This is a genomic window from Streptomyces sp. PsTaAH-137 (assembly GCF_003259365.1).
Classification (GTDB): domain Bacteria; phylum Actinomycetota; class Actinomycetes; order Streptomycetales; family Streptomycetaceae; genus Streptomyces.
In genome coordinates this window covers 34,725-57,989 of sequence record NZ_QLLY01000003.1, presented here as the reverse complement: position 1 = coordinate 57,989, position 23,265 = coordinate 34,725, and the positions used below count along the sequence as shown (strand labels likewise).

The 23,265-nt window shown below is 73.0% G+C and carries 11 protein-coding genes; 6 read left to right on the top strand and 5 right to left on the bottom strand.

Annotation, left to right across the window (positions count from 1 at the left end):
* Positions 1-62 precede the first annotated feature (62 nt).
* Genes K377_RS06715 through K377_RS06705 form a run of 3 tightly spaced genes read left to right on the top strand, consistent with a single transcriptional unit; the run spans position 63 to position 6,479 of the window.
* Positions 63-644, top strand: a complete 582-nt coding sequence (locus K377_RS06715; protein ID WP_111662250.1) for a sigma-70 family RNA polymerase sigma factor — start codon at positions 63-65, stop codon at positions 642-644.
* Entirely contained in the window at positions 641-1,843 is a 1,203-nt protein-coding gene (locus tag K377_RS06710) for a hypothetical protein (RefSeq protein ID WP_111662249.1), read from the top strand. Before K377_RS06715 ends, K377_RS06710 begins: the two co-directional genes overlap by 4 nt.
* Positions 1,844-1,895: 52 nt before the next feature.
* A complete protein-coding gene (locus tag K377_RS06705) occupies positions 1,896-6,479 on the top strand; it encodes an FtsK/SpoIIIE domain-containing protein (protein ID WP_111662248.1) in 4,584 nt (1,527 codons plus the stop codon).
* Between the two features lie 72 nt (positions 6,480-6,551).
* Here the strand turns inward: K377_RS06705 and K377_RS06700 are convergent, their stop codons facing one another.
* The 3 genes from K377_RS06700 to K377_RS06690 are packed head-to-tail and all read right to left on the bottom strand — an operon-like array spanning position 6,552 to position 8,206.
* Positions 6,552-6,863, bottom strand: coding sequence for a WXG100 family type VII secretion target (locus tag K377_RS06700; RefSeq protein WP_111662247.1), 312 nt, complete (start codon positions 6,861-6,863; stop codon positions 6,552-6,554).
* Positions 6,864-6,913: 50 nt separating this feature from the next.
* The gene (locus tag K377_RS06695; RefSeq protein WP_111662246.1) at positions 6,914-7,225 is read right to left on the bottom strand and encodes a hypothetical protein; all 312 of its coding nucleotides are present in this window, start codon (positions 7,223-7,225) and stop codon (positions 6,914-6,916) included.
* 42 nt (positions 7,226-7,267) lie between these two features.
* Positions 7,268-8,206, bottom strand: coding sequence for a serine/arginine repetitive matrix protein 2 (locus tag K377_RS06690; protein ID WP_111662245.1), 939 nt, complete (start codon positions 8,204-8,206; stop codon positions 7,268-7,270).
* Between the two features lie 208 nt (positions 8,207-8,414).
* Between K377_RS06690 and K377_RS06685 the strand changes: the two genes are divergently transcribed.
* Genes K377_RS06685 through K377_RS06675 form a run of 3 tightly spaced genes read left to right on the top strand, consistent with a single transcriptional unit; the run spans position 8,415 to position 21,080 of the window.
* Positions 8,415-17,609 carry a hypothetical protein gene (locus tag K377_RS06685; RefSeq protein ID WP_111662244.1) on the top strand — a complete coding sequence of 3,065 codons (9,195 nt, stop codon included), beginning with the start codon at positions 8,415-8,417 and terminating at the stop codon, positions 17,607-17,609.
* Positions 17,606-20,230: a right-handed parallel beta-helix repeat-containing protein gene (locus K377_RS06680; protein ID WP_111662243.1), complete on the top strand. Its 2,625-nt coding sequence runs from the start codon at positions 17,606-17,608 to the stop codon at positions 20,228-20,230. The genes K377_RS06685 and K377_RS06680 overlap by 4 nt, the downstream gene beginning before the upstream one ends.
* 46 nt (positions 20,231-20,276) lie before the next feature.
* Positions 20,277-21,080 (top strand): RICIN domain-containing protein, encoded by an 804-nt coding sequence (locus tag K377_RS06675; RefSeq protein WP_111662242.1) that lies wholly within the window; start codon positions 20,277-20,279, stop codon positions 21,078-21,080.
* A gap of 46 nt (positions 21,081-21,126) precedes the next feature.
* Here the strand turns inward: K377_RS06675 and K377_RS42820 are convergent, their stop codons facing one another.
* Together K377_RS42820 and K377_RS06665 are read right to left on the bottom strand one after the other, a co-directional pair.
* Complete coding sequence (locus tag K377_RS42820; RefSeq protein WP_370443954.1) at positions 21,127-21,204, bottom strand: 50S ribosomal protein bL37; 78 nt, start codon at positions 21,202-21,204, stop codon at positions 21,127-21,129.
* Positions 21,205-21,834: 630 nt separating this feature from the next.
* Entirely contained in the window at positions 21,835-23,139 is a 1,305-nt protein-coding gene (locus K377_RS06665) for a phosphatidylserine/phosphatidylglycerophosphate/cardiolipin synthase family protein (protein ID WP_111662240.1), read from the bottom strand.
* Positions 23,140-23,265 lie beyond the last annotated feature (126 nt).

Below are 23,265 nucleotides of genomic sequence, written 5' to 3'. Positions count from 1 at the left end.
CTCGTAGGGCCAGGTCTGCGTGAAACGCGAATCCCCCACCCATGAGCCGTTCAGGAGCAAGCATGCGCACCGCTCGGACCTCCTCACCTCTGCGCCAGGGCGCCGTCGCGCCGCGAAGAACTACGGCACTGCGTCCCACCGGGACCGCCCCGTCCGCCGACGGCGTACCGCCCGCCGAGCCGCACCGCGCCCGGCTGCTGCGATACGTCCTGCGCCTCACCTCGGGCGACGCCCACCGGGCCGAGGACATCGTGCAGGAGACCATGCTGCGGGCCTGGCTGTCCTGGGACCGCTGCGCCCAGCAGGACGACGAGCACCGCCAGGCCTGGCTGTTCACCGTCGCGCGCAACCTCGCCGTCGACGCCCACCGCCGCGAGCGCTGCATACCGGTGGGCGCCGTGCCCGAACCGCTGCTGACCCGCCCGGCCGGCACGGACATCGCTGACAACGTAGTCAACCGCCAAGTCATCGCGCAGGCCATGGCACGGCTCTCGCTCGAACACCGCGAGGTGCTGGCCCGGGTGCACCTGGTCGACGAGTCCGGCGAGGACACCGCGCGGGCGCTCGGCGTGCCGAAGGGCACCGTCAAGTCCCGTACCCACTACGCGCTGCGGGCCCTGCGGCGGGAGGTCATGGCCGCGTGAGGAACGTCGACCCCTTCGCGTTCTTCCGTGCGCACCAGGACACGATCTACCGCTGGCTCGGCGTGGCCGGGGTGCTGCTGCTGATCTTCCTGGTGCTGCGGATCGTCGCCAGGCGCCTGGGCGGCTGGCGACGCGCGTGGCACCGAGCCCGGCGCGAGGTCGCCGTGACCGCCTACGCGTTCGTGGCGCCGGTGCGGATCTGGCTCGTCCATCAACGGGACCGCAAGCTGCTGCGCCGCCTGCTGGGCGACCCGGTGACGTGGCGGGACGCCGAACGCGCCCTGACCGCGGCCCGCCTCGCCGCCGCGCCCGCTCGGCCCTACGCCGTCCTGGTCGGCACCGAAACGGTCAGGGTGCTGCTCGCCGGACGGGAGATGCCGGAGCCCACGGGCTGCTGGCAGGAGGCCGCGGACACGACCGGCGAATGGCGGGCGCGCCGCGACGAACTTCCCCTGGTGACACCGGAGGCCGACGCCGTACCCCCGCTGCTGATCGCGCTGGGCGCCACCGACACGCACGCGGCGTTCCTGGACGCGGCGACCGGCCCGGCCTCGCTCTGCGTCGAGGGCCATCCGCAGGCCGCGCCGCCGCTGTTGCAGGCCATTGCGGCGCAGCTCGACGCACGGCTGCCCGCCTCGCTCGTCGTCGTCGCCGAGGGCGTCCACCGCGACTTCGACGGCCCACCGGTGCGCGAGGCCTACCGCACGGCGGAGGAGGCGCTGCCGCGGCTCAACATCCCGCCGTTCCTCGTCGCCACCGAACTGCCCGACCCGCTGCCCGCCGGCCTCGCCTCACCCCGCCCGCCCTGCCGCGTCGTCCTGCTGGGCGCCGGCCGCGGCCACACCCGCACCCTGCTGACCGACCGCCACGGCCAGGTCCTGCTGACCGGCACCCCGCTGCTGGTGCGGGCCAAGGCACTGGGCCGGGCGCTGCCGAAGGTGCTGTGGCGGCTGCCCGCGGTCCTTCCCCCCGCACCGATGGGCTCGCGCTCGCCCGAGCGGCAGAGCACCGACCTGTTCGAGGAGGAGCCGGCGGCGGCCTGGACGGCGGAGCCCGGCACGTCCGCGCCCGCGCCGTGGGAGGTGTCCGCCGGCGTCCCCGCACCCCAGGAGGCGGGCGCCGCACAGCACGCCCCGCTCCCGGCCTCCGCCCCGGTGAGATCGGCCCCTCCGCCGCCGCGGCACAGCCCGGGCCGCTAGGGCCTGTCTCCCAGCTCCCTCCCCACCCGAACCGCGACCCCGTTGGACCGATGTGAAACTCATAGTCACCACCGCCGACCCGAGCGGCGGACGCGCGGACCACATGCTCGACGTGCCCGACGGCGCCACCGTCGGCGACCTCGGTGAGGCGCTCGGCGCCGACACCCTCTACCTCGGCGAGCGGCGCCTGACCCGCGAGGCCCCCCTCGCGGGCAGCGGCGTGCGCGACGGCTCCGTCCTCGGCGCGGGCGCCCCCGTGGCCGAGCCCAGCGCCACCCGGTCCTGGGAGCCGCCGGACGCCGAACCCGTCATCGCCGAGATCCGGCACGTCGGCGGCCCCGGCGCCGGCCGGGTCTGGCGGCTCGGCCCCGGCAGCCACGAGGCCGGCACCGACCGCGGCTGCGCGCTGCGGCTCTTCGGCGGCGACGCCCCGGAGAACGGCGTGTGGATCACCGTCGCCACCGACGGCACCGCCACCTTCCGGCTCCCGAAGGACGCCGACCCCGACACCTGCGGCTTGCGCAGCCTCACGCCCCCGCCGCCCGTCGACCCCGAGACGGGCACACCGCTGACCGCGGAGGAACCCGCCGGGCGGCAGGACGGCGGCCCCGGCGGTCACACCGACGAGCCGGAGCCCGCGGGACCCGACGGACTCCCCAAGGAGCCGGACCTCCCCCCGGTCTCCCAGCTCCCGCCGCCCAGCGACGACTCGACCCGGTGGCCCGCCTACGCCGACCTCTCCCTCGGCGACCACCTGCTGCGCCTGGGCACGCCGTTCGAGCCGGACGCCGCCGTCAACCCGGCGCCGGACGGGGTGGGCGTCGAGTACAACCGCCCGCCGCGCATCGCGCCCCACCTGGACCAGGAGTCCCTGACGATGCCGGGCCCGCCCGGCAAGCAGGGGCCGCGGCCGTTCCCGCTCCTCATGATGATGATGCCCCTGGTGATGGGCCTGGTCATGATGAGCCTGTTCCGGTCCTTCTACTTCGTCATCTTCATCTTCTTCACGCCCGTCATGGCGGTCGGCAACTGGGTCATCGGCCGCCGCACCGGCCGCCGCCAGCAGGCCGACGCGCTCCGGGTGTTCCGCTTCCGCCGCGCCGCCCTCGAACGGGAGATGCGCCGCTCCACCGTCGACGAGCGCGAGGTGCGCGGGGAGACCTTCCCCGACCCCGCCGGCATCCTCCTGACGGCCGTCGGCCCCGGCCACCGGCTGTGGCAGCGCAGACGGCGCGACCCGGACTGGCTGACCCTGCGCCTCGGCACCGTCACCCGGCCCTCCCTCAAGCGCATCCACGACCAGGCCCGCGACACCAACCACCGCGAGGTGCACTGGCGCCTGGCCGACGTGCCGTTCGGCGTCGAACTCGCCGACTTCGGCGTGGTCGGCGTCAGCGGCGGCTCCGGCACCCCGCGCACCGTCGCCCGCTGGGCCGTCGCCCAGACCGCCGCCCTGCACAGCCCGCGCGACCTGCGCATCGTCGTCCTCACCACCGACGCGCACGCGAAGGACTGGGACTGGGTCCGCTGGCTGCCCCATCTGCGGCCCGCGCGCACCGAGGCCGCCGTCATCGCGCTCGGCAGCGACCCGGAGTCCACCGCCCACCGCGTCAGCGAACTGGTCGGCGACGTCCAGGCCCGGCTCGCCGCGGCGGCCTCACCGCTCGGTGACGCGCTGGCCCGCGAACCCGACGTCCTCGTCGTCATGGACGGCGCGCGACGGCTGCGCGACGTGCCCGGCGTCGTCCAGGTCCTCACCCAGGGACCGCAGGTCCGGATCTTCAGCCTCTGCCTCGACGAGCGGGAGCGGCTGCTGCCCGAGGAGTGCGACGTCGTCGTCACCACCTCCGGCAGCCGGCTCAGCGTCCGCGCCTCGGGCGTTCCCTCGGTCACCGACGTCCGCGCCGACCTGGTCGACACCGCGTGGTGCGAGGAAGTCGCCCGCGCGCTCTCCCCGATGCGCGACGTGACCCTCGACAGCGACTCCGGACTCCCCGACGGCGTACGGCTGCTGCCGCTGCTCGACCTGGAGCCGCCGGAGGCCACCCGGCTGCTGCGCGCCTGGGCCCGCCACCCCGCGTCGACCACGTTCACCCTCGGCAGCGGCTACGAGGGGGCGCTCCGCGTCGACCTGGTCCGCGACGGCCCGCACGTGCTGATCGGCGGCACGACCGGCTCGGGCAAGTCCGAACTGCTCCAGACGATGATCGGCTCGCTGGCCGCGGCCAACCGGCCCGACGAACTGGCCTTCGTCCTCGTCGACTACAAGGGCGGCAGCGCGTTCCGCGAGTGCGCCGAACTGCCGCACGCCCTCGGCATGATCACCGACCTGGACGGCCACCTCGTCCGGCGCGCGCTCTCCTCCCTCGACGCCGAACTCAAGCGCCGCGAAAGGCTGCTGGCCCAGGTCGGTGCGAAGGACCACCCGGAGTACCGGGCCAAGCGCGCCCGCGACCCGGAACTCGCGCCGCTGCCCCGGCTGCTGCTGGTCATCGACGAGTTCGCGACGCTGGTGCGCGAGCTGCCCGACTTCATCCCCGGCCTGGTGAGCCTCGCGCAGCGCGGCCGCTCGCTCGGCATCCACCTGGTGCTCGCCACCCAGCGGCCCAGCGGCTCGGTCTCCAACGAGATCAGGGCCAACACCAACCTCCGTATCGCGCTGCGGGTCACCGACCGCTCCGAGAGCCAGGACATCATCAACGCCCCCGACGCCGCCGGGATCTCGGCCCACACCCCGGGCCGGGCTCTGCTGCGCAGGGGAGCGGGCGCGCCGACGCCGTTCCAGACCGCGTGGGTGGGCGCCGAGCGCCCCGGCGCGGAGGACGGGGACGCCGACGCGGAGCACACCCGCACCGTGCGCGGCACCGAGCTGAGCTGGGGCCGCCTCGGCCGTCCGCCGCGCGATGGCGAGGAGAGCGAGGGCGAGGAGCTGTTCGTCGCCGAGGAACGCCCCACCGATCTCCGGGCGCTGGTCGACGCCGCCATCGAGGCGACCGGCCGCCTGAAGGACTTCGAGCAGCAGCCAAGCCCGTGGCTCCCGTCGCTGGAGGACCACCTCTCCCTCGGCGAACTGCCGCCCGCGGACGAGCCCAGCGGTGACCTGCCGCTGGTCCCGTACGGGCTGCTGGACCTGCCCTCGTCGCAGGAACGCCGCCTGGGCACCATCGACTTCGCCACCTTCGGACACCTCTACGTCATCGGCTCGCCGCGCTCGGGCCGCACCCAGCTGCTGCGCACCGTCGCCGGTTCCGCGGCGAACGTGCTCTCCAGCGCCGACCTGCACCTCTACGGCATCGACGCGGCCGGCGGCGGCCTCTCGGCACTGGAGACCCTGCCGCACTGCGGCGCCGTGGTCTCCCGGCACGACGCCGAACGCCTGGAACGCCTCATCGGGCGGCTCGGCGCCCAACTCACCGCCCGGCAGCGCCTCATCGCCCAGGAAGGGTGCGCCAACATCACCGAGGTGCGGCAGCGGGTTCCCGCCGACCGGCGGCCCGCGCACCTGCTGCTGATGATCGACGGCTGGGACGCGCTGAGCGGCATGCTCGACGACTACGACGGCGGCCGCCTCCACGACGAGGTGGTCCGGCTGCTCCGCGAGGGCGCCGCCGCCGGCATGCACGTGATCGCCACCTCCGAGCGGCTGCTGCTGGGCGGCCGCCTCGCGGCGCACAACGACCGCAGGCTGCTGCTCCGCCAGGCCGACCCGAGCGACTACAACCTGGCGGGCATGCCCCGCAATCAGGCGCCCACCCATGTGCCGCCGGGCCGCGGCTGGCACGCGCCCAGCGGCGTCGAGACCCAGGTCGCGCTGCTCGGCGCACCCGGCGAGGGCGAGTCGGCGGCCGACGTCGACCAGGCGTCGGCGCTGCGGGCGATCGGCAAGGCGGCGACCGAGCGGGACCGTGCGGTGCCCACCGCGCGGCGCCCGTTCCGGGTGGCGGCGCTGCCCGGCGGCGTCACCTTCCAGTCGGCGATGGGCGGAGTGCCCGAGGCGCGCCGGAAGCCGCTGCGCGCCCTGCTCGGCGTGGGCGGCGACGAGGCGGAGCCGCTGCTCGTGGACTTCGCCGAGGGCGGCGGCTCGTTCGTGGTGGCGGGCCCGCCGCGCACCGGTCGGTCCACGACCCTGCTGGCGATGAGCGTGTCGCTGCTGCTCTCCGGCACGGCACTGATCATCCTCACGCCGCGCTCCTCACCGCTGCGCGGCCTCGCGGGCCACGACCTGGTCAACCTGCTGCCCGATCCCGACCCGTCGGCGGACGCGGTGACCGCCGCGCTGAAGGAGGTCCGGGACCGGCCGGCGGTGGTCGTCGTGGACGACGCGGACCTGATGCTCAACTGCGCGGCCGACAAGGTGCTGCGCGAGGTGGCCAGTTCGGGCCGCGACCGCGGGCTCGGGCTGCTGCTGTCCGGGCTGCCGGAGTCGATGTCGACGCTGGGCTGGGTCGGCGTGGCACGCCGGGCCCGTCAGGGTGTGCTGCTCGGCCCGAAGAGCATCGGCGAGGGCGACCTGATCGGCGTACGGCTCTCCGCCGAACAGGTCCGGATGGCGCTGCCGGTAGGCCGCGGCTGGACGGCCGGCGACGCCGGCGGGGCGGTCGCGGTCCAGGTGCCGCTCACGACGCTCGGCGACTGACGGACCGGCCCCGGCCGGGACGTGCGAAGGGGCCGGCACCCTCGACCAGGATGCCGGCCCCTTCGCGCGCGGTCACTTCCCGGCGTTCTGCACCGACGTCGTGATGTCGGAGTCCGCCTGCGCGAGGCCCTCGGCGATCTTGGAGAAGGTGTCGGCGAAGGACTGGATGCCCTGCGAGGACTCCTTCAGCTGGCGGCTGAAGTCGTCGTAGGAGTCCTGGAGCGCCTTGCTGGCCTTCTCGAGCACCAGACCGTCGTGGAGGAGACCCGAGACGGTCGTCTCCAGGTTGGCCAGCTCGTGCGAGATGTCGGCGAGCTTGTTGCTCATCGTGGAGGCGGTCGTCGCCACCTGGTCGTAATCGGCGTAGATGTCGGTGTTGGCCATCGTGTTCTTTCTCCGTCCTGATGTGGGTGGGTGGGGATGCCGGCCGTGACCTACTTGCCGCTGCTGGCGACCTTCTCCGCGATGTCGGCGTCCATCGACTCGAAGCTCGTCTTGATCTGACGGAACTGGTCGGCGAAGGACTTGATGGCGTTCATCGCGTCGGTGAGCTTGGTGTTGAAGTCGTTGTACTGGTCGGTGAGCTGGGGGCTGGACTTGCTCAGCACCAGGCCGTTGGTGAGGAGGGTCTCCACCTCCTGCTTGGCCTCGGACATGCGCGGCACCAGCGTGGAGTCGACACTGGTGTCGAGCACGCCGGAGACCCGCTCGATCTCGGGGTAGCTCAGGGCGATGTTGCCGGCCATGGGTGTTCCTCTCCTGTGGGTGAAGCGGGGTGCGGGGGTTGGTCAGTCGTCGTCCCCGTCGTCCTCCGACACCCAGTCGGCGTCGGGGCCGCTGCGGGTGGAGACGGTGGTTTCGCCGTCGTCGTCGGTCTCCGTCATCGTTCCGGAGCCGTCGTCGTCGATGACGACCTTGGTGGTGGTCGTGGAGCCGTCGGCGTAGTCCGTGGTGATCGTGTAGTCGCGGGCGTCGAACTGGTCGCCCTCGGGACCGACCATCTTCGGCGCGCTGTCGTACACGGTGGTCGAGGTGTAGGACTGGCCGTCCGTGCTCGTGATCTTCTGGGTCTCCTTCATGACGTTGTTGTCGTCGTCGAGTTCGACCGTCACGTCGACCTTGCCCTTGCTGTCCTCGTACGAGTACGAGGTGGGCGGGGTCTCCGAGGGCTTGGGCGGCTCGTCACCGGGGTTGATGGGCGCCGTGCCGGCCGCGTCGTCGGCCTTCCACGCGGTGCAGAAGGCGGGGGCGTCCGGGCTGGTGCACACCATGCGGATCGAGTCGTCGGGGTGTTCCGCGAAGTAGTCGGTGGCGCCGATCTTCTCCAGGTAGGAATCCCACTCGGACTTGTCCTGGACCCACTCGTCGTGGGCCGCCTTCTCGTTGCGCCAGTCGCTGAGCCCGATGCTCTGGCCCATCAGCCCCGCCGATCCGGCGAGTTGAGCGTCGGCGTCGAAGAAGGTGTTCGCCACCGAGGCGAACATGTCGGCCAGCTGGTTCAGACCGTCCTTGGCGTCCTTGGTACGGCTTGAGGAGCGCCGGTAGAAGAGGTTGAACGAGGTGGAGAGCCCGGCGTGGCCGAGCGTGCCGCGCCGGTCCGACGCGGCCGCCTCGCCCAGCTCCTTGAACGCGCCCGTGGCGCCGCCGGAGTCGGCCTGCTCCGCCAGGGAGTGCATCTTCTGCTGGACCTGCTGCAGAAGCGAGTAGTCGATCGAGAAGTCCGCCACCTTGTCGCCTTCCCCTCGCGGAGCCTCACCGGTTTCTTTCGCCCCGTCCACGCACCAGGAGGCCCATCGGTTCACCGACCGGCCCGACGGATTCCGCGCGGTTCGTGAAAATTCCCGGGACCCGGGTGAACCGCCGGGCCCCCTGGTGCGTGGTGAGGACAGCCAACCGAAGCGACCGTGCCGGTGAAGACCCAGGAGGAAGCGGCCGATGCCCCGCCCCGGAGACTGGAACGCCCTCCGCATGGACTCCGATCCCACGCCGGGCGACCCGGTGGGCATCGACGAGGTGATCGCCTCCCAGGGCGACCTGGTGACGCTCGCCGACGTCATCGACAAGGGGCTCACCGAGGTACGCGACACCAGCGGCGGCGCGTTCGTCGGCAAGACCGGCGACGCGCTGCGGAAGATCATCGACGACGACCTGCGCAAGTACGTGACCTCATTCCGGCAGGCGCAGGAGGACGCACGCAGCGCCCTGCGCACCTACGCGGGCGTCATGCGCGAGCAGCAGCGCAGGGCCGACGACGCGCTGAGCCAGGCGTCGGCGCTCGCCGAGGACGACGACGCGGGCCGCGACGCGCACAAGGCCACCGCGGACGACGCCAAGGACATCCTGGAGAAGGCCGCGCAGACGGCCGCGAGCGCGCTGGAGACGGCGGCGGAGTCCATCGCCTCGCCCATCGACGAGTGCGAGGAGATCTGGAAGGCGCTCGGCTGGCTGGCGCTGATCCTGGTGATCCCGGCGATCCTCGTCGGCGGCCCGGTCGCGCTGTTCGCCATCGCCCTCAACGTGGCGCTGCTGATCAAGACGGCGGTCGACTTCGCCAACGGCAACGCCAGCGTCACCGACCTCATCATGTCGATCCTCGGCGTCATCGCGCCGACCACCAAGGGCCTGAAGGTCGGCCAGCTCTGGAGCGGCCTCAAGGGCCTCGGCACCAAGGGCTTCGCCGGCGGCAAGAACCTGCTGACGGGCGGGCCGAACGCGCTCGGCCTCTTCGGCCGCCTCACGCTCGGCATCGACGACTCCTTCAAGGCCACCAGCGTCTGGCTGAACGGCCTCAAGGGCATGAAGGGCTTCGGCGGCCTGCACTTCTCGCCCGGCCTGAACGGTCTCAACGGGCTCAAGGGACTGAACGGGCTCCGCTTCGACCCGGCCACGCTCGGCAAGAGCTTCGGGTTCTTCCCCGCCGCCGTGGACCTGATGGTCATCAACATGGCGGGCGCCAAGTCCTTCTTCGGGCTGCGCGCCCTGGCCACCGGCATCAACGGCATCAAGGGCTTCGGCAGCGGCATGGCCAACGGCCTGAGCGGGCTGAAGGGCCTGCGGCTCTTCCTGCCGGTGGCGGCGGACGAGATGGGCGGCGGCCTGGCCCTGGCGATGAAGATCGGCTTCATCGACCGCGGCATCTTCGGCATGTACCGCTACGGGGCCTTCGTCAACGGCGAGTTCATCGGCGCGGCCAGCAAGGTCTCCGGCGGGGTCGCCTCCGGGTTCACGCTCTTCACGCCCGGCACGGCGCTCACCAGCCTGCCGCACATCGGCCTGGGCGGCATGGCGACCCCGCCCACCCGAGCCGCGGCCGACATGGGCGTGAACATCGGCAACGTCGGCCTGCACGGCGTGGACCTGCCGTCGATGAACCTGGTGCCGAGCGGGGGCCTGCCGGGCTTCGGCGGCGGCGTCGGCAACGCGATGCCCGTGGCGGTCAACTTCGGTTCGCTGCCGCAGTTCGGCGTCTCCTTCGACCTGGCCCCGCCCTCCGTCGGTACGAAGATCGTGGACATCCCCTCGGTGGGCGCGCTCGGCGTCTCCGGCGGCGGGCTGAACATGCCGCTGCCGACCCTCGGCCCGGTGCAGAGCATCAGCGCCGCGCCGGACGTCGCCGGCCTCACTCCCGGGGCGGCGCCGGCCGTCGGCGCGGTGAGCGTCCCGTCGGTGTCGATGCCGGGCCTGGGCTCGACGGCCACCCCGGGCATCGGCGCGGTGAGCGCCCCGGCGGTCTCGACGCCGCAGGTCGGGGCCGTCGCGGGGCTCGGCTCGGTGCCGCACGTCGGGGCCGTGGCCGGGGGCGTGCAGCTGCCCTCGCTCGGCGCGATCACCCCGGCGCACTCGGTGGCGTTCGGGGGGAACATGGTCCCCGGCGGCCTGTCGGCGAACGTGCCGAACGTGGCACCGGCGATCTCCTCGCTGAACGCCCCCGCGCTGCACATGAGTTCCACGAACCTCACCCACGTGGACCTGCCCTCGCTGGGGTCGCAGATCACGGACCTGCCGAGCGCGACGGGCCTGATCGGCAGAGAGGGCCTGACCGTGCCGGTCGGCGGCCTCAACGCCGCCACGACCCCGATCTCCATGCCCGCGCTCTCCCATCTCGCCCCGGGTGCGGCCCACTTGGAGGTGCCGCCGGTCACCGCCGTCAGCACGGGCGGCCTCGGCGGCGCACCGTCGGTGAACCTCGCGCCGCCGACGGCACCGGCGGTGAACATCGCGAACCTGACGCCGCCGAGCGTGACGGGCGCGGTCGTGAGCCCGCCCGCCGTGAACACGTCGACGGTGTCGGTGCCCTCGGTGGGTGGTGTGAGCGCCTCGGGTGTGGGGCACATCGCGGCGCCGGGTGTGTCGGGTGCGGCGGTCACTCCGCCTGCGGTCAACGGCTCGTCGGTGTCGGTGCCTTCGGTGGGTGGTGTGAACGCTTCGGGTGTGGGGCACATCGCCGCGCCGAGTGTCACCGGCGCGGCCGTCACCCCGCCCGCCGTCAACACCTCGGCGGTGTCCGTCCCTTCGGTCGGCGGGGTGGGCGCGTCCGGTGTCGGGCACGTCGCCTCCCCGAGCGTCACCGGCGCTGCCGTCACCCCGCCCGCCGTGAACCCCTCGACGGCGGGCGGCGTCGCAGGCGCGGCCTCCGGTGCCGGGCACCTCGACACACCGTCGTTCAACGGCGCCGCGCCCGGCGCCGAGTTCAAGGTCCCCGCCGGAGACCTGCACACCCCGGGCGGCCAGACCGCCGACCTCCACACCACCTCCCCGGTGCCGAACGGCTCGGCCGCGCACACCGTCGACGTGCCCACGGTGGACGCGCACGGCGCCGCCGGAACCCCGGCGATCGTGTCACCGCACGTCGCCCCGACGCCCCTGCCCGCCACCGCCGCACAGGCGACGCCCCCGGTGACCGCCCCCGCCGCGACCGGCGTCCCGTCGGGCACGCACGTCGAGGTGCCCCCGGCCGTCCAGCCGACCGGCGGCAACGCGCTCGGGAAGGTCGCACCGCCCGCCCTGGACGGCAGCAGCGTCTCCCTCGCCGGCCTCAACGCCCTCTTCCGCGGCGACGACGTGGCGCTGACCCCGCCCGCCACCCCGCACACGGACGCCCTCGGCACCGGGAACGCGACGGGCGACCTCACCCGGCACGCCCCGGGCCCGCTCGACGCCCTGGCCGGGTTCGGCGCGGGCAAGTCCGTCTTCCACCAGGACATCCGGGTGGGCATGGTCCAGGTCTCGTACGACCTCCAGCACACCTTCACCAATATCCCGCACCTGCCCGGCGTGCGCGTCGACGTCACGCCCGCCGCGGCCTCCGGCGACGGCCGCCTCGTCGACGTCACGGTCCGCGGCAACGGCTCCACCGACGTGCGCACGTCCTCCTTCACTCAGGGGGACCAGCGGATCCTGCGCCTCGAGTACGACCTCCCGCACGGCGACGGCATCCGGCGCCTCGACTTCGCCCTCGACGCGGCGCAGGGCCACCGGCTGATCACCGAGGAGGTCATCGACGTCCACGTGACCGGCGGCTCGGGAACCGAGGCCCTGGAGATGGTGCCCGGCGGATCCGGCGGCCTCACGGGGCTCGGCTCCTCGGCCGGGCACGCCGTCGTCCCCGCGCTGCCCGTGCCCGCCCCGCTCACCGTGCACGTCCCGGGCCTGACGGGCGTCGACCTCCAGGTGACCGCCGCGGCCGACGGGGCGCGGCCGACGGTCACCGTCACCGGCGCCCCCGCCGGGCACCCCGTCACGGCCTGGACGGAGCAGGGCACGGACGGCCTGACCCGGCTGCACGCCGAGTGGACGCGCGGAGTGCGCTCGTACCGTTCCGACTTCACCTTCGACGGCACGGACTACCGCTTCACCGGCGGCGAGCAGACGTTCGCCCTGCGCGGCGGCCACTTCGGCGATTCGACGGTGGTGCTGCGGCTCGACGCGCACAACGCGCCGCTGTCCGTCCGCCACCTCGGCTCCGACGGCCTGCCGCTCGGCGGCGGCCCGGTCCGCCTGGTCGACAACGGCCTCCACGTGCCGACCCCGAACGGCTTCCAGACGCACAGCCCCACCACCGGCCTCCCGACCCACGACGGCCTGCGCCTGCAAGGCGCCGGAGCCGAGGCGGCGCACCTGCACGTCGTCGGCCCGCACGGAGGCGGCGCGCCGCTGACCCTCACCGACGACATGGGGGCGGCCACCGGCGGCACGGTCACCGCACCGGCCGACGGCGGCGGCGTCTACCACGTCAACCGGACCGGGACCGGCGGCCTGGTGGACGTCCACGGCGCCGACGGCGCCTTCTCCCACCAGGCGCTCCCCGTGACCGGCGGCGGCCTCGACGGCGCGTTCGTGCGTCCGGCCGACGGACCGCACGGGACGCCCACGCTCGTCCACTCCGACGGCAGGCCGTTCGACGGCGCCTCGGTGACCGCGCTCGACGGCGGCGGCTTCCGCGTCGAGCACGGCGGGCAGCACCTCGTCCTCGACGCGGGCGGCGTCCACACCCATGACGCGGTGCGGCTCACCGGCCCCGGCGGACAGCAGCTCTTCGCCCACGTACCGGTCGGCGGGCACAACCCGGTGGCGCACCCGTTCACCGCCACCGGCACCCCCGTTCCCGCCACGAACCTCGTCCGGCACGGCGACACCCTGCACCTCTCGCAGGCGGACGCCACGGTCACGGTCCACGACGTCCGCGGCGGCGACCCGCTCTTCACCGCCCTCCCGGTACACGGCGGCGGGCTCGGCGGCTCCCTCGTCCGCTTCGGCGACGACGGCCTGCCCACGGGCCTGGTGCGGCCCGACGCCACCCCGGTGCACGGCGCGGGCGTCACCGCGCTGACCGGCGGCGGCTTCCGCATCGAGGACGGCGCGGTCCACATCGCCGTCGACGTCCGGGGCGCCGTCACCCACGACGTGGTCACCCTCCGCGGCCCGCACGGCGCGGGCGCCGACACCTTCGCCTTCACCCGGGCCGACGGCACCCTCGAACCGCACCCCAGGACCGGCCTCGGCACGGATGTCGCCGGACACGGCGTCGTCCGCACGCCGACCGGCACCTTCCACGTCACCGACGCGCGCGGCGACATCCGGGTCCACGGCGCGAACGGCACCCACTCCTTCGACGCCACCGCCCTCCACGTCCCCGGTCTCAACAACCGGTTGGTCGGTACGGTGCCGGGTACGGCAGGACCGCAGCTGCTCGACGGAACGCTCGCACCCGTCGGCGGCGGCCACGTGGTGCCGCAGACCGGGAACGCGGCGGGCGGCTTCCGCGTGGAGGACGGCGCCCACCACGTGCTCGTCGACGCGGCGGGCGATCTGACGCACCAGGTGGTGCGGCTCGGCGGCCGCAACGACCGGCTCGCCATGGTGCCGGCCGGCGGCGGGCTCCCGCACGCCGTGCGCGGCGCCGACGGCGCCCCGGTGCCGAACACCACGCTGACGCCGATGCCGGGCAACGAACTGCGCGTCACGGACGCCACCACGGTGACCGTCCACGCCGCCGACGGCACCACCCGCCTCGAAGCCGTACGACTCGCCGACGGAACCGGCGCCCGCGGCACCGAGCACCTCCAGACCGTCGGCGTTCCCGCGCCCCGCGTCCTGGACGCCCACCTCCAGCCGCTCGCGGGCCACACCGTCGAGACGCTGACCACCGGGGAGTTCCGCGTCACCGCGACCGCCGGGGACGTACGGCTCTTCGGCGCGGGCGGCGACCTGCGCGCCACGATCCGCCCGGCGGACGGCCACGGCCTCGGACCGCATGTCACCGACGGCGTCCGCGGCACCACCTACGACCTCGCCCAGCTCTCCGACGTCCGCATCGGCACCCCGAACGCCTCCCGGTACCTGGTCACCACCGACGGCCTGCCGCGCGTCGTGGACGGCAACCTCCAGCAGGTGCCCGGCGTCCAGGTCGTCGCGCACGGCACCGAGTTCCGCGTCACCGACGGACCCGGCGCGCGCGGCGGCGAGTTCAGGACCTACGAGGCCGGAGGCCGGCTCTCCGGCGAGCGGATCGTGTCGATCCACAAGGGCGCGGCACAGCCGAACCGCCACTACGACCTCACCTACCCCGCCGACGGCTCCACCGGCACCTGGCAGCTGGTGAAGCAGAGCCCGGCCGGCGCGGTCCTGCCCCACAACGACCGCGCGTGGTTCGAGAGCGGCACCATCGGCGCCAAGGGCCTGGACAACGGCCGCGTCAGCCTCGTCAGCCACTCCGGCAACGACGTGTACGAGCGTCGGCCGCTCCAGGGCGGAACCACCCTGTACGCCTTCCACGGCACGGGCGGGGCAGGCGACTTCGCGCGGACCAGCCAGCGCGGCACCTGGGCCGAGGTCGACGCGGGCGGCACGGTCGTCCGGCACGGCACCCGGCACTGGGGCGAGAGCGGCCGCAGCTGGTTCGACGTGCGCAGCGTCAACGGACTCGACGTCCGCGTCCGGCACTTCCAGCTCAACCCGGACGGCGGCCACGTCCTCGGCACCCTGGACAACCACCCCGCCACCCAGTCGCTGGCCACCGGCACCTGGCACCGCTACGACGACACCTTCCAGCACCTCGCGCAGGGCACCCGCGACTGGGGCCCCGGCCGCGGCTTCACCGACCGCATGCCCGACCCGAACCACGCCGGACGGACGATCGTCGTGCACGAGAAGTTCGGCCGCTTCCAGGCCAGCCCGCACGACGTACGCCGCTACTTCCAGCTGGAGATGAACGCCGACGGCACACCCAAGACCAGCTGGGTCACGCACTCGCCGCAGGCCAAGGAGACCGGCGCGGGCAAGGACCTGGCGAACGGCTCCACGCTTGAGGTGCAGCGTCTCGCCGAGCAGCGCCCGCCGGTCAACTTCCGCCGCTTCATGACCTTCGACTACCGCACCAACCAGCTGGAGCACGCCGCGCCCTGGCTCGCCGGGGACAGCAGGCTCCAGGTCGCGCGGTGGACGCAGACCCCGGCCGGTGGCGGAGCGCCGGTCAGCGGCATCCGCTTCACCTCGATGGACAGCACCGTCACCGACATCGCCACGACGCCGGGCGGCGCCCACGTCGGCGAAGTCGTGCGCGAGACCCGCAAGCTCGGCAGCGGCAACGACCTGAAGACCGGCGACGTCGCGCTGCCCACCACCGCGGCCCACGCGGCCGGTGTCCCGCCGCAGCCGAACCACCTGCCGTGGTCGGAGGGCGACGGCAAGCTCCAGGGCACCCGCACCTACGTCAACGGCGAGTTCCAGGTGACGCCGGGCAACGGCGGCCGCACGACGCTGTGGCAGGACCAGTTCCACCCCACCCGCCAGGACGCCGACTGGTACACCCACGGCGGAGCGGGCGACGGCTGGCACGTGGCCCGCACCGGCCTGGACGACGGCTCCATGGTCGAGTTCCGTCCCCGTCCCGCGGTGCGGCCCGACGGCGCCGCGGGCAGCGGCGACCGGAACTTCCGCGTACAGGTGCACTCGGGCACCGGCGACTGGACCCGCTTCGACCACCAGGGCTTCGTCCTGTCGCGCTCCGACACCTGGCCGACGCCGAACGGCGCCGGAACCGTCGAGATCCGCGCCACGGGCCACGCCGACGGCACCCACTTCACCTGGACCGACGCCCACGGCACCACCGGCACCCGCTACACCGCGCAGAGCCGCGACGTCGACCGCTGGGGCTGGGACAAGGAGTCGTACCAGGACTTCGACAACGGCGGCCTGCTGCTGCGCGAGCACCGCGTGCTCTCCGACGGCGACGTCGTGGACGCCTGGCGCGTCTCGCGGGACGTGCACGGCGTCGAGGTCTGGAACTGGAACAAGATCGACCGGCACGGCAACATCAAGGACTTCGGCACCGGCCAGGGCGACCGCGTCCGCACCTGGTACGACGGCAACACGGCCCTCACCTCGTGGAAGCCGGGCGCGCGCTGGCAGGACAGCGTCACCAGCCTCGGACACGACATCCAGGTGATCCCGGTCAAGCAGACCACCGGCGCCGTCCGCTCCTTCTTCACCGACCAGCCCTTCCGCGTACGCGAGTACACCGCGAACCCCGGGGACGCCTTCAACGCGCACGTGTGGAAGGAGTTCGACACCGGTGTGGTGGTCCGCGAGAAGAAGCTGCTGACCAACAACACGTTCCTGGAGAGCGAGGAGTGGGGCAAGCACTGGCGGCAGTACGCCGCCGACGGCACCACCGTCATCAACGAGCGCTCCATGTCGGGATACGTCTGGAACACCGACGCCTTCGGCCGCACGACGCTGCTGGACCGTGTCACACCCGACTGGACCCACACACCGGTCGGCCGCGAGACGAACTTCACCGGACTCGCCAACGAGTACCGGGGCTTCAGCCGGATGCTGCGCGAGCCCAACCGGTGGAAGTTCGGCCCCTCGGTCGCCGGTGAGGCCACCTACGCTCCGTTCCTCAGCAAGGCGTTCCAGCAACTGGCCGTCGAGATGGGCCAGGAATGGATCGTCGACTTCGTCCTCAACCTCGCCGTCTACGGCATCGCGTCGGCCGTCACCGGGCAGCCGTTCACGCCGATGGACGTGGCGAAGGCGGCGTTCGGCGCGACCATCGCCGCGGGCAGCAAGGGCGTGTTCACCACTGGACACCTGATCGCAGGGCGCGGCGGCGCCTGGAAGAACGGCCTCTCCAACGTCGACGCGGGCAAGCCCTACGGCGTCCGCCCCAACGACGACAGCTGGGGCTCGGAGTGGGCCGGCAACGAGAAGGTCATGCGCTGGCGCTCCGGCATCTACGACTTCGCCAACAGCTCCATCAGCGGCGCGGTCGGCGCCTTCGCGAGCGGCGCCGCGACCGCCGCCGTCTTCGGCGTCAAGGACGCCGACGGCAACACGGTGTACCTCAGCGGCGCCGACGCCGCGGCATACGGCGGAGCCGGAGCGCTCGGCGGATTCATCGGCGGGTCGACCATCGGCGCGGCCCGCACCCTGATGCAGAACAACATCGCCGGCCGCTGGTACCACCGGCAGGGCGTCATGGACATCTTCGTGATGCCGGCGATCGGAAAGATGATCGACAAGTCCTTCTCCACGTTCTTCTTCGGCGCCCAGGTGCGCGACTGGCTCGGCATCACCGCGCCCGCGGCCCCGGCGGAGACGGGCGGGGACGGCGGAGGAACAGCATGAACCAGCAACCGGTGATCAGAGTCGGCCCGCGCGGCCGGGGCAGCCACCGCACCCTCGCCGACGCGCTCGCCGCCGCCCCGTCCGGCGCCGTGGTGGCGATCGCGCCCGGCGAGTACGAGGAGGAGCTGCACCTGCGCCGCCGGGTCACGCTCCTGCCCGAGTCCGGCACCGGCTCGGTGGTGCTGCGGCCGCCCACCGGCGGCGCGGTGACGGTCGCCGCGCCCGCCTGCGCGCTGCGCGGCCTGGTGGTGCGCGGCACCGACCCGACGCAGGTCCTGCTGCGGGTGGCGGAGGCGTCCGCGCTGACGCTGGAGGACTGCGAGGTGGCCCACGGCCGGGTGGAGGTGCTCGGCTCGACCAGGCCGGTCACGGCCCCCGTGCCGAGCGGCTTCCCGGAGATCCCCGACGACATGGGCCCGCTGCTCGACGACCCGACCTCCGGCGGAGTGCTGTGGCTGCGCCGTGTCCGGCTGCACGGGGCGCACCACGCGGCGCTGCACGTGCGCGGGGACGGCCGGGCACACGCCGAGGACACCGTGATCGAGTCCGTGCAGGGCATCGGCATGGTGCTCTCGGACGCGGCGACGCTCACCGCGGAGCGGCTCCGGATCCGCGACCACTCCGGCTCCTCCGTGCGCACGCGCGGCGCGGCGCGGCTGCTGGTCCGCGACGGCCTCCTGACGAGTGCGGGACGCAACGGGCTGCTGGCCCAGGACCGTTCGGCCGCCCTCCTCGAGGACTGCCGGGTGGTGGCACCGGCCCGCGCGGGCGTGCACGCGGAGCACGGCGCCGTGGTGGAACTGCGGGACTGCCGGATCGTCGACGCCGGCGAGGACGCCCTGGTCGCGGCCGGCGAGGCACGTCTGCGCGCGGACTCCTGCCGCCTCACGGGTGCGCGCGGGGCAGGCGTCACCGGCGGCGAACGGTCCGTGGTGGACCTGGCCGGGGCCACCGTCGCCGACTGCGCGGCGGGCGCCGTACGCCTCGGTGGCGAGTCCCGGGCCCGGCTGACCGGCAGCCGGCTGCGCGACGGCGGAGCCCATCTGCTGACGGTGGCCCAGGCGGCGCGCGCCGAGGTCGACACCTGCGCGCTCGTGGGCGCGCAGATGGACGGGATCCACACCTCGGGCGAGGGCGGCCTCGCGCTGCGCGACTCGACCGTGACGGGCGGCGAGGCGGGGCTGCGGCTCACCTCCACCGCGCCGTGCGAGGTACGGGGAACACGGCTGGCCGGACAGAGCGGTGACGGCGTGGTCGTGGCGGCCGGTGCCGTCGTGGAGCTGGCGCACGTCGACGTGGTGTCGGCGGGCGGCGCGGGCATCACGGTCGACGGCGGGGCGAAGCTGACCATGGACGGCGGCTCCGTGGCCGACGCGGCGGGCAGCGGCATCGTCGTCCGCGACGGCGCCGAGCCGGAGCTCCGCGGGGTACGGGTGACGGGCGCGGGCAAGAACGGCGTGCTGTTCGGCGCCGGTTCGGGCGGCACCCTCACCGACTGCGACCTGTCGGGCAGCGGATTCCCCGCCGTGCACGTCGGGGCGGGGGCCGCGCCGACGCTGCGCCGCTGCCGCGTCCTGGACTGCGCGCGGGACGTGGGGCTCGGCGACGGCGCTGCGCCGGTCTTCGAGGAGTGCGTCGCCGTGGACGTCACCACTGCGGTGCTCCCGACGAACCTCATGGGCGCGGGCGGCGCGGCACCGGTCCCGTCCGCCCCGGGCGTCCCGGCCGCACCTGCGGGCGGTGTGCCGGCGGCCCCGGGCGGCACCGAGCCGTCCCTGGAGGGCGAGCCGGAGCCCGAACCCGAGACGCTCGACGACCTGCTGGCCGAACTGGACGAGCTGGTGGGTCTCGACGGCGTGAAGCGCGACGTCAGCGGCATGGTGAAGCTGATGCAGACCGTGCGGATGCGGCAGGAGGCGGGGCTGCCCGCGCCACCGCTCAGCCGCCACCTGGTGTTCGCCGGCAACCCCGGCACCGGCAAGACGACGGTGGCGCGGCTCTACGGCCGGCTCCTGAAGGCGCTCGGTCTGCTCGGCCACGGCCACCTGGTGGAGGTGGACCGTTCCGCGCTGGTCGGCGAGTACGTGGGCCACACCGGCCCGAAGACGACGGAGGCGTTCCTGCGGGCGCGCGGGGGAGTGCTCTTCATCGACGAGGCGTACGCGCTCGTACCGGCCGCCGTGGGCAACGACTTCGGGCACGAGGCCATCGCGACGCTGGTGAAGCTGATGGAGGACCACCGCGACGAGGTCGTCGTCATCGCCGCCGGCTACCCCGCCGACATGAACCGCTTCATCTCGTCCAACCCGGGCCTCGCCTCCCGGTTCACCCGCACCCTGCTCTTCGCCGACTACACCTCCCAGGAAGTCGTCTCCATCGTGGAGCACCAGGCGCAGCGCCACCGCTACGAGCTGAGCGAGGGCGCCCGCACAGCGCTGTCGACGCACATCGAGTCCATCCCGCGCGACGCGGCGTTCGGCAACGGCCGCACCGCGCGCCAGCTGTTCCAGCAGATGACCGAGCGGCAGGCGCTGCGCATGGCCGAGCTGGTCGACCCCGGCGCCGCCCAGCTGATGGTCCTGGAGGAGGCCGACCTGCCCGTGTCCGGCGCCCTCCGCTGAACCCCCGCCACCCCCGCCCCCGATCCCAGCCACCGCCGGAGGTCCCGTGCCACCGCCCCGCTTCTCCGAGGCCTACACCCGCAAGCCGTCCCGCGTCCGCATCGGGCTGATGCCCGGCCGCCGCGTCTTCGTGACGGTGGGATCGGTCGCCGCCGTCACCGGCGCGGTCCTCGGCGGCACCGCCCTCGCCCACGGCCTCTCCTCGGAGTCGGACCCCCCGCGGGCGGAGCTGCCCGCCTCGCCGTCGGCCTCCGCTGCGGAGAGTCCCGGCTCGGCGCCGTCCCCCGACGGATCGCAGAGCGCGACGGCCGGATCGAAGAGCAAGAAAGAGCACGCGGAGAAGCCGACGCCCACCGTCACCGTGCACGAGGGTGCCCCCGCGACCGTGACCAAGCCGACCACGGGTTCGGGCGGTGCGGAGAAGAAGAGCTCCGACTCCTCGCCGGACACCGCCAAGAAGGCCGCGGAACCGCAGAAACTGACCGGCCCCCGCGGCCCGGTCAAGGGCCTCGCCGGCAAATGCGTCCAGCGCGCGTCCCAGGGCCTGCAACTGCGCTCCTGCGACGGCGGCGCCGACCAGGTCTGGTTCTTCGCCTCCGACGGCACCCTGCGCAACCAGGGCACGTGCCTGTCGACGGTGGCCAACTCGACCAAGGACGGCGCCCGCCTGACCATGGTCGGCTGCGACAAGTCCCAGGTCCGCCAGTGGCGCATCTCGCCCAACGCCGACGTCGTCAACGTCGCCGCCGACAAATGCCTGGACGTGGCCAACGCCGCCACCGCGGACGGCACCCCGCTCCAGATCGCCTGGTGCTCGGGCAACTCGGCACAGAAGTGGCAGACGCCCTGAAGCGGGGCGGCACCTGAGTGCCGCCCCGCCTCGTCCGTGACCGCCGTCAGGACTGCGGACGGCTGCCGTGGTTCGCGCCGTTCTTGCGGCGGGCCTTCTTCTTACGACGTCGCTTCGACGACATGAGTACCTCCCAGGGGGTTGGTGCGATCGTTCTCCCTGGGTGTCCCAGGCGAGCTCCGGATCGCCTGCCCGGCCGAACGGGATCGCATGGTGTGACCTGCGCCACCACCGCCGCGCCTCCCCGGGCGGCCGCTCAGAGCCAGTCGCGCCGCTCCCTGGGCTGCCTGAACCGATCTTTCAGGGGGTTTCGGCTTCATCTGCGGTTACGTAGTGCGCTCTCCCCGGATTCTCCCCACAGGCGGTCCCTTGGGGGATGCGGAGCCGCAGAGCGCGAGGCGTCAGGGCCGTTGGTCAGTGGCCAAGCGTCTACCGCACTTGCCACCATTGCGCTCACTTCCGTCGAGCGCTGCGCCTTGTTCGCCGAGCGAATGTTCTACGACGGCATCCGGCCCTGGCTGACCTCGACGACGGAGCAGCAGTCCCCGGCCTGCTGCTCCTGGACAACCCAAAGACCGAGGCCCCCACGCAGGGGTGGGGGCCTCGACCTCTTCGATGTCAGATCCCAGCGTGGGGACCGGCGTTCCCGACAGGACAGTCGGGCGACTCGCAGAGCACGCCGGCGGCGCCGATCAGACTTCGCACCGTTCACTGGACTTCGTCAGCTGCCCAGCGGGTGTGTGGGCGGAATTGTCTACTCCTGGGCCTGCCGAGGATCGATGGGAATCTCGCGTGCCGTACTCTCGGCGCGCTTCTCGGCACCCAGCTGCCGCGCCGTGGTTCCACAGCAGCGGTTGAACTGACTCTGCCAGTCCGTCATGAACGCGTCGTAGTCGGACTGGCCGATGAATTGCAGGTCCGACTCGTCGTTGTGCCAGATGCCGTTGCTCGTCCAGTTCGAGGAGCCGACGAACACGATTCTGGTGTCGGACGCACTCGCGTAACCGCCGCTGACCAGCATGTACTTGTCGTGCGTGTAATGCAGGGCGTTGCCGTTCGCGTCGGTGCCGCGAGTGGTGTCGTGTATCTCGATATTCGGCCGGTCCTTCAGGTAGTCCTGCACGCTGTCATCAACCATGCCGGCGGTGAAGAGTATGTGGATCTTTACGCCAGTTCCTGCCAGGCTGACCAGCTTTTTCGGCAGCTCCAGATAGTTCCGGTCGCCCGGTTCGCCGTGAGAGGTCCACTGGAACATGGCGATGTTGATCGTGGCCGGCGCTTTGACGTTGTTCAGGAAGTCGACCCAGGTGTCGCTTCTGTCGCGCGCCTTGGGCCACTGATAGGAGGCTGGGTACAGCTTTCGAGCCGCCACACCGCTGTCGGAGTTGTAGTAGTCGGGCACCAGCGGGCCCGGGCCGTTGAGTGCTCCCTTGGACATGGCTGTGAAGTAGCGGAGATAGGAGTTGTACAGGTCGACGTTCCCCTTGACGGTGGCGGCACTGTTCCACGCGGTGTTGGCCTGGGCGGAGGTGGGGTTGGCGCTGCTGACGGTCACCGTTCTGTTGGCGTCGCTGCCGCCACTGAGCATGTAGTACTTCGCGTGCAGGGCGGAGCCGGAGAAGTGGGTCAGGCAGCCGCCCGGGCACAGCGCGGCGAAGCTTTCGGCTTGTGGGTCGTTGCCCAGCTCGTTGACCATCGACTGCCAGGTCGCGTTGTCGCTGTGGGAGTCCATCAGGGCCTTGACGATGACGCCACGCTGGTGTGCGGCGATCAGGGCGCCTGCGAATTCCGGGCCCGGGTTCGTGCTTCCTATCGAGTACATGGCGACGCGTATGGTCTGGCCGCAACCGGCGCTGTTGATCGATTCGATGATGGGACCCATGACGTTCATCTGGGCATTGGCGTCCTCCGGATCGCTGAAGCTCGGGCCCGGTTTTGAGGTGAACGTCCGCGACTCGCAGCTGATTGGGGACTTGGCCTGCTTGACTGCCGCGTGCGCCGTAGTCGGCGACAGCGCGGTGACGGCAAGCGCGGTGATCAACGTGAGTGTTCGCTTCATGGATGGGCCTTCTGCTGGGCTGTTGACGGTGACAAGACAGGGGTGTTGCTGTGTTGATCGAGCGGTGAGGGGTACTCAGAGACAGCCAGGTAGAGGACCTGGCGGTACCGGCCTGTTCACCCTGGT

What these genes read in the sequence shown, in the direction of transcription:
- K377_RS06695 (WP_111662246.1), bottom strand. Translation starts at nt 7,225, where the DNA reads ATGGCCGGCAACATCGCCCTGAGCTACCCCGAGATCGAGCGGGTCTCC.
- K377_RS42820 (WP_370443954.1), bottom strand. Translation starts at nt 21,204, where the DNA reads ATGTCGTCGAAGCGACGTCGTAAGAAGAAGGCCCGCCGCAAGAACGGC.
- K377_RS06715 (WP_111662250.1), top strand. Translation starts at nt 63, where the DNA reads ATGCGCACCGCTCGGACCTCCTCACCTCTGCGCCAGGGCGCCGTCGCG.
- K377_RS06680 (WP_111662243.1), top strand. Translation starts at nt 17,606, where the DNA reads ATGAACCAGCAACCGGTGATCAGAGTCGGCCCGCGCGGCCGGGGCAGC.
- K377_RS06700 (WP_111662247.1), bottom strand. Translation starts at nt 6,863, where the DNA reads ATGGCCAACACCGACATCTACGCCGATTACGACCAGGTGGCGACGACC.
- K377_RS06665 (WP_111662240.1), bottom strand. Translation starts at nt 23,139, where the DNA reads ATGAAGCGAACACTCACGTTGATCACCGCGCTTGCCGTCACCGCGCTG.
- K377_RS06685 (WP_111662244.1), top strand. Translation starts at nt 8,415, where the DNA reads ATGCCCCGCCCCGGAGACTGGAACGCCCTCCGCATGGACTCCGATCCC.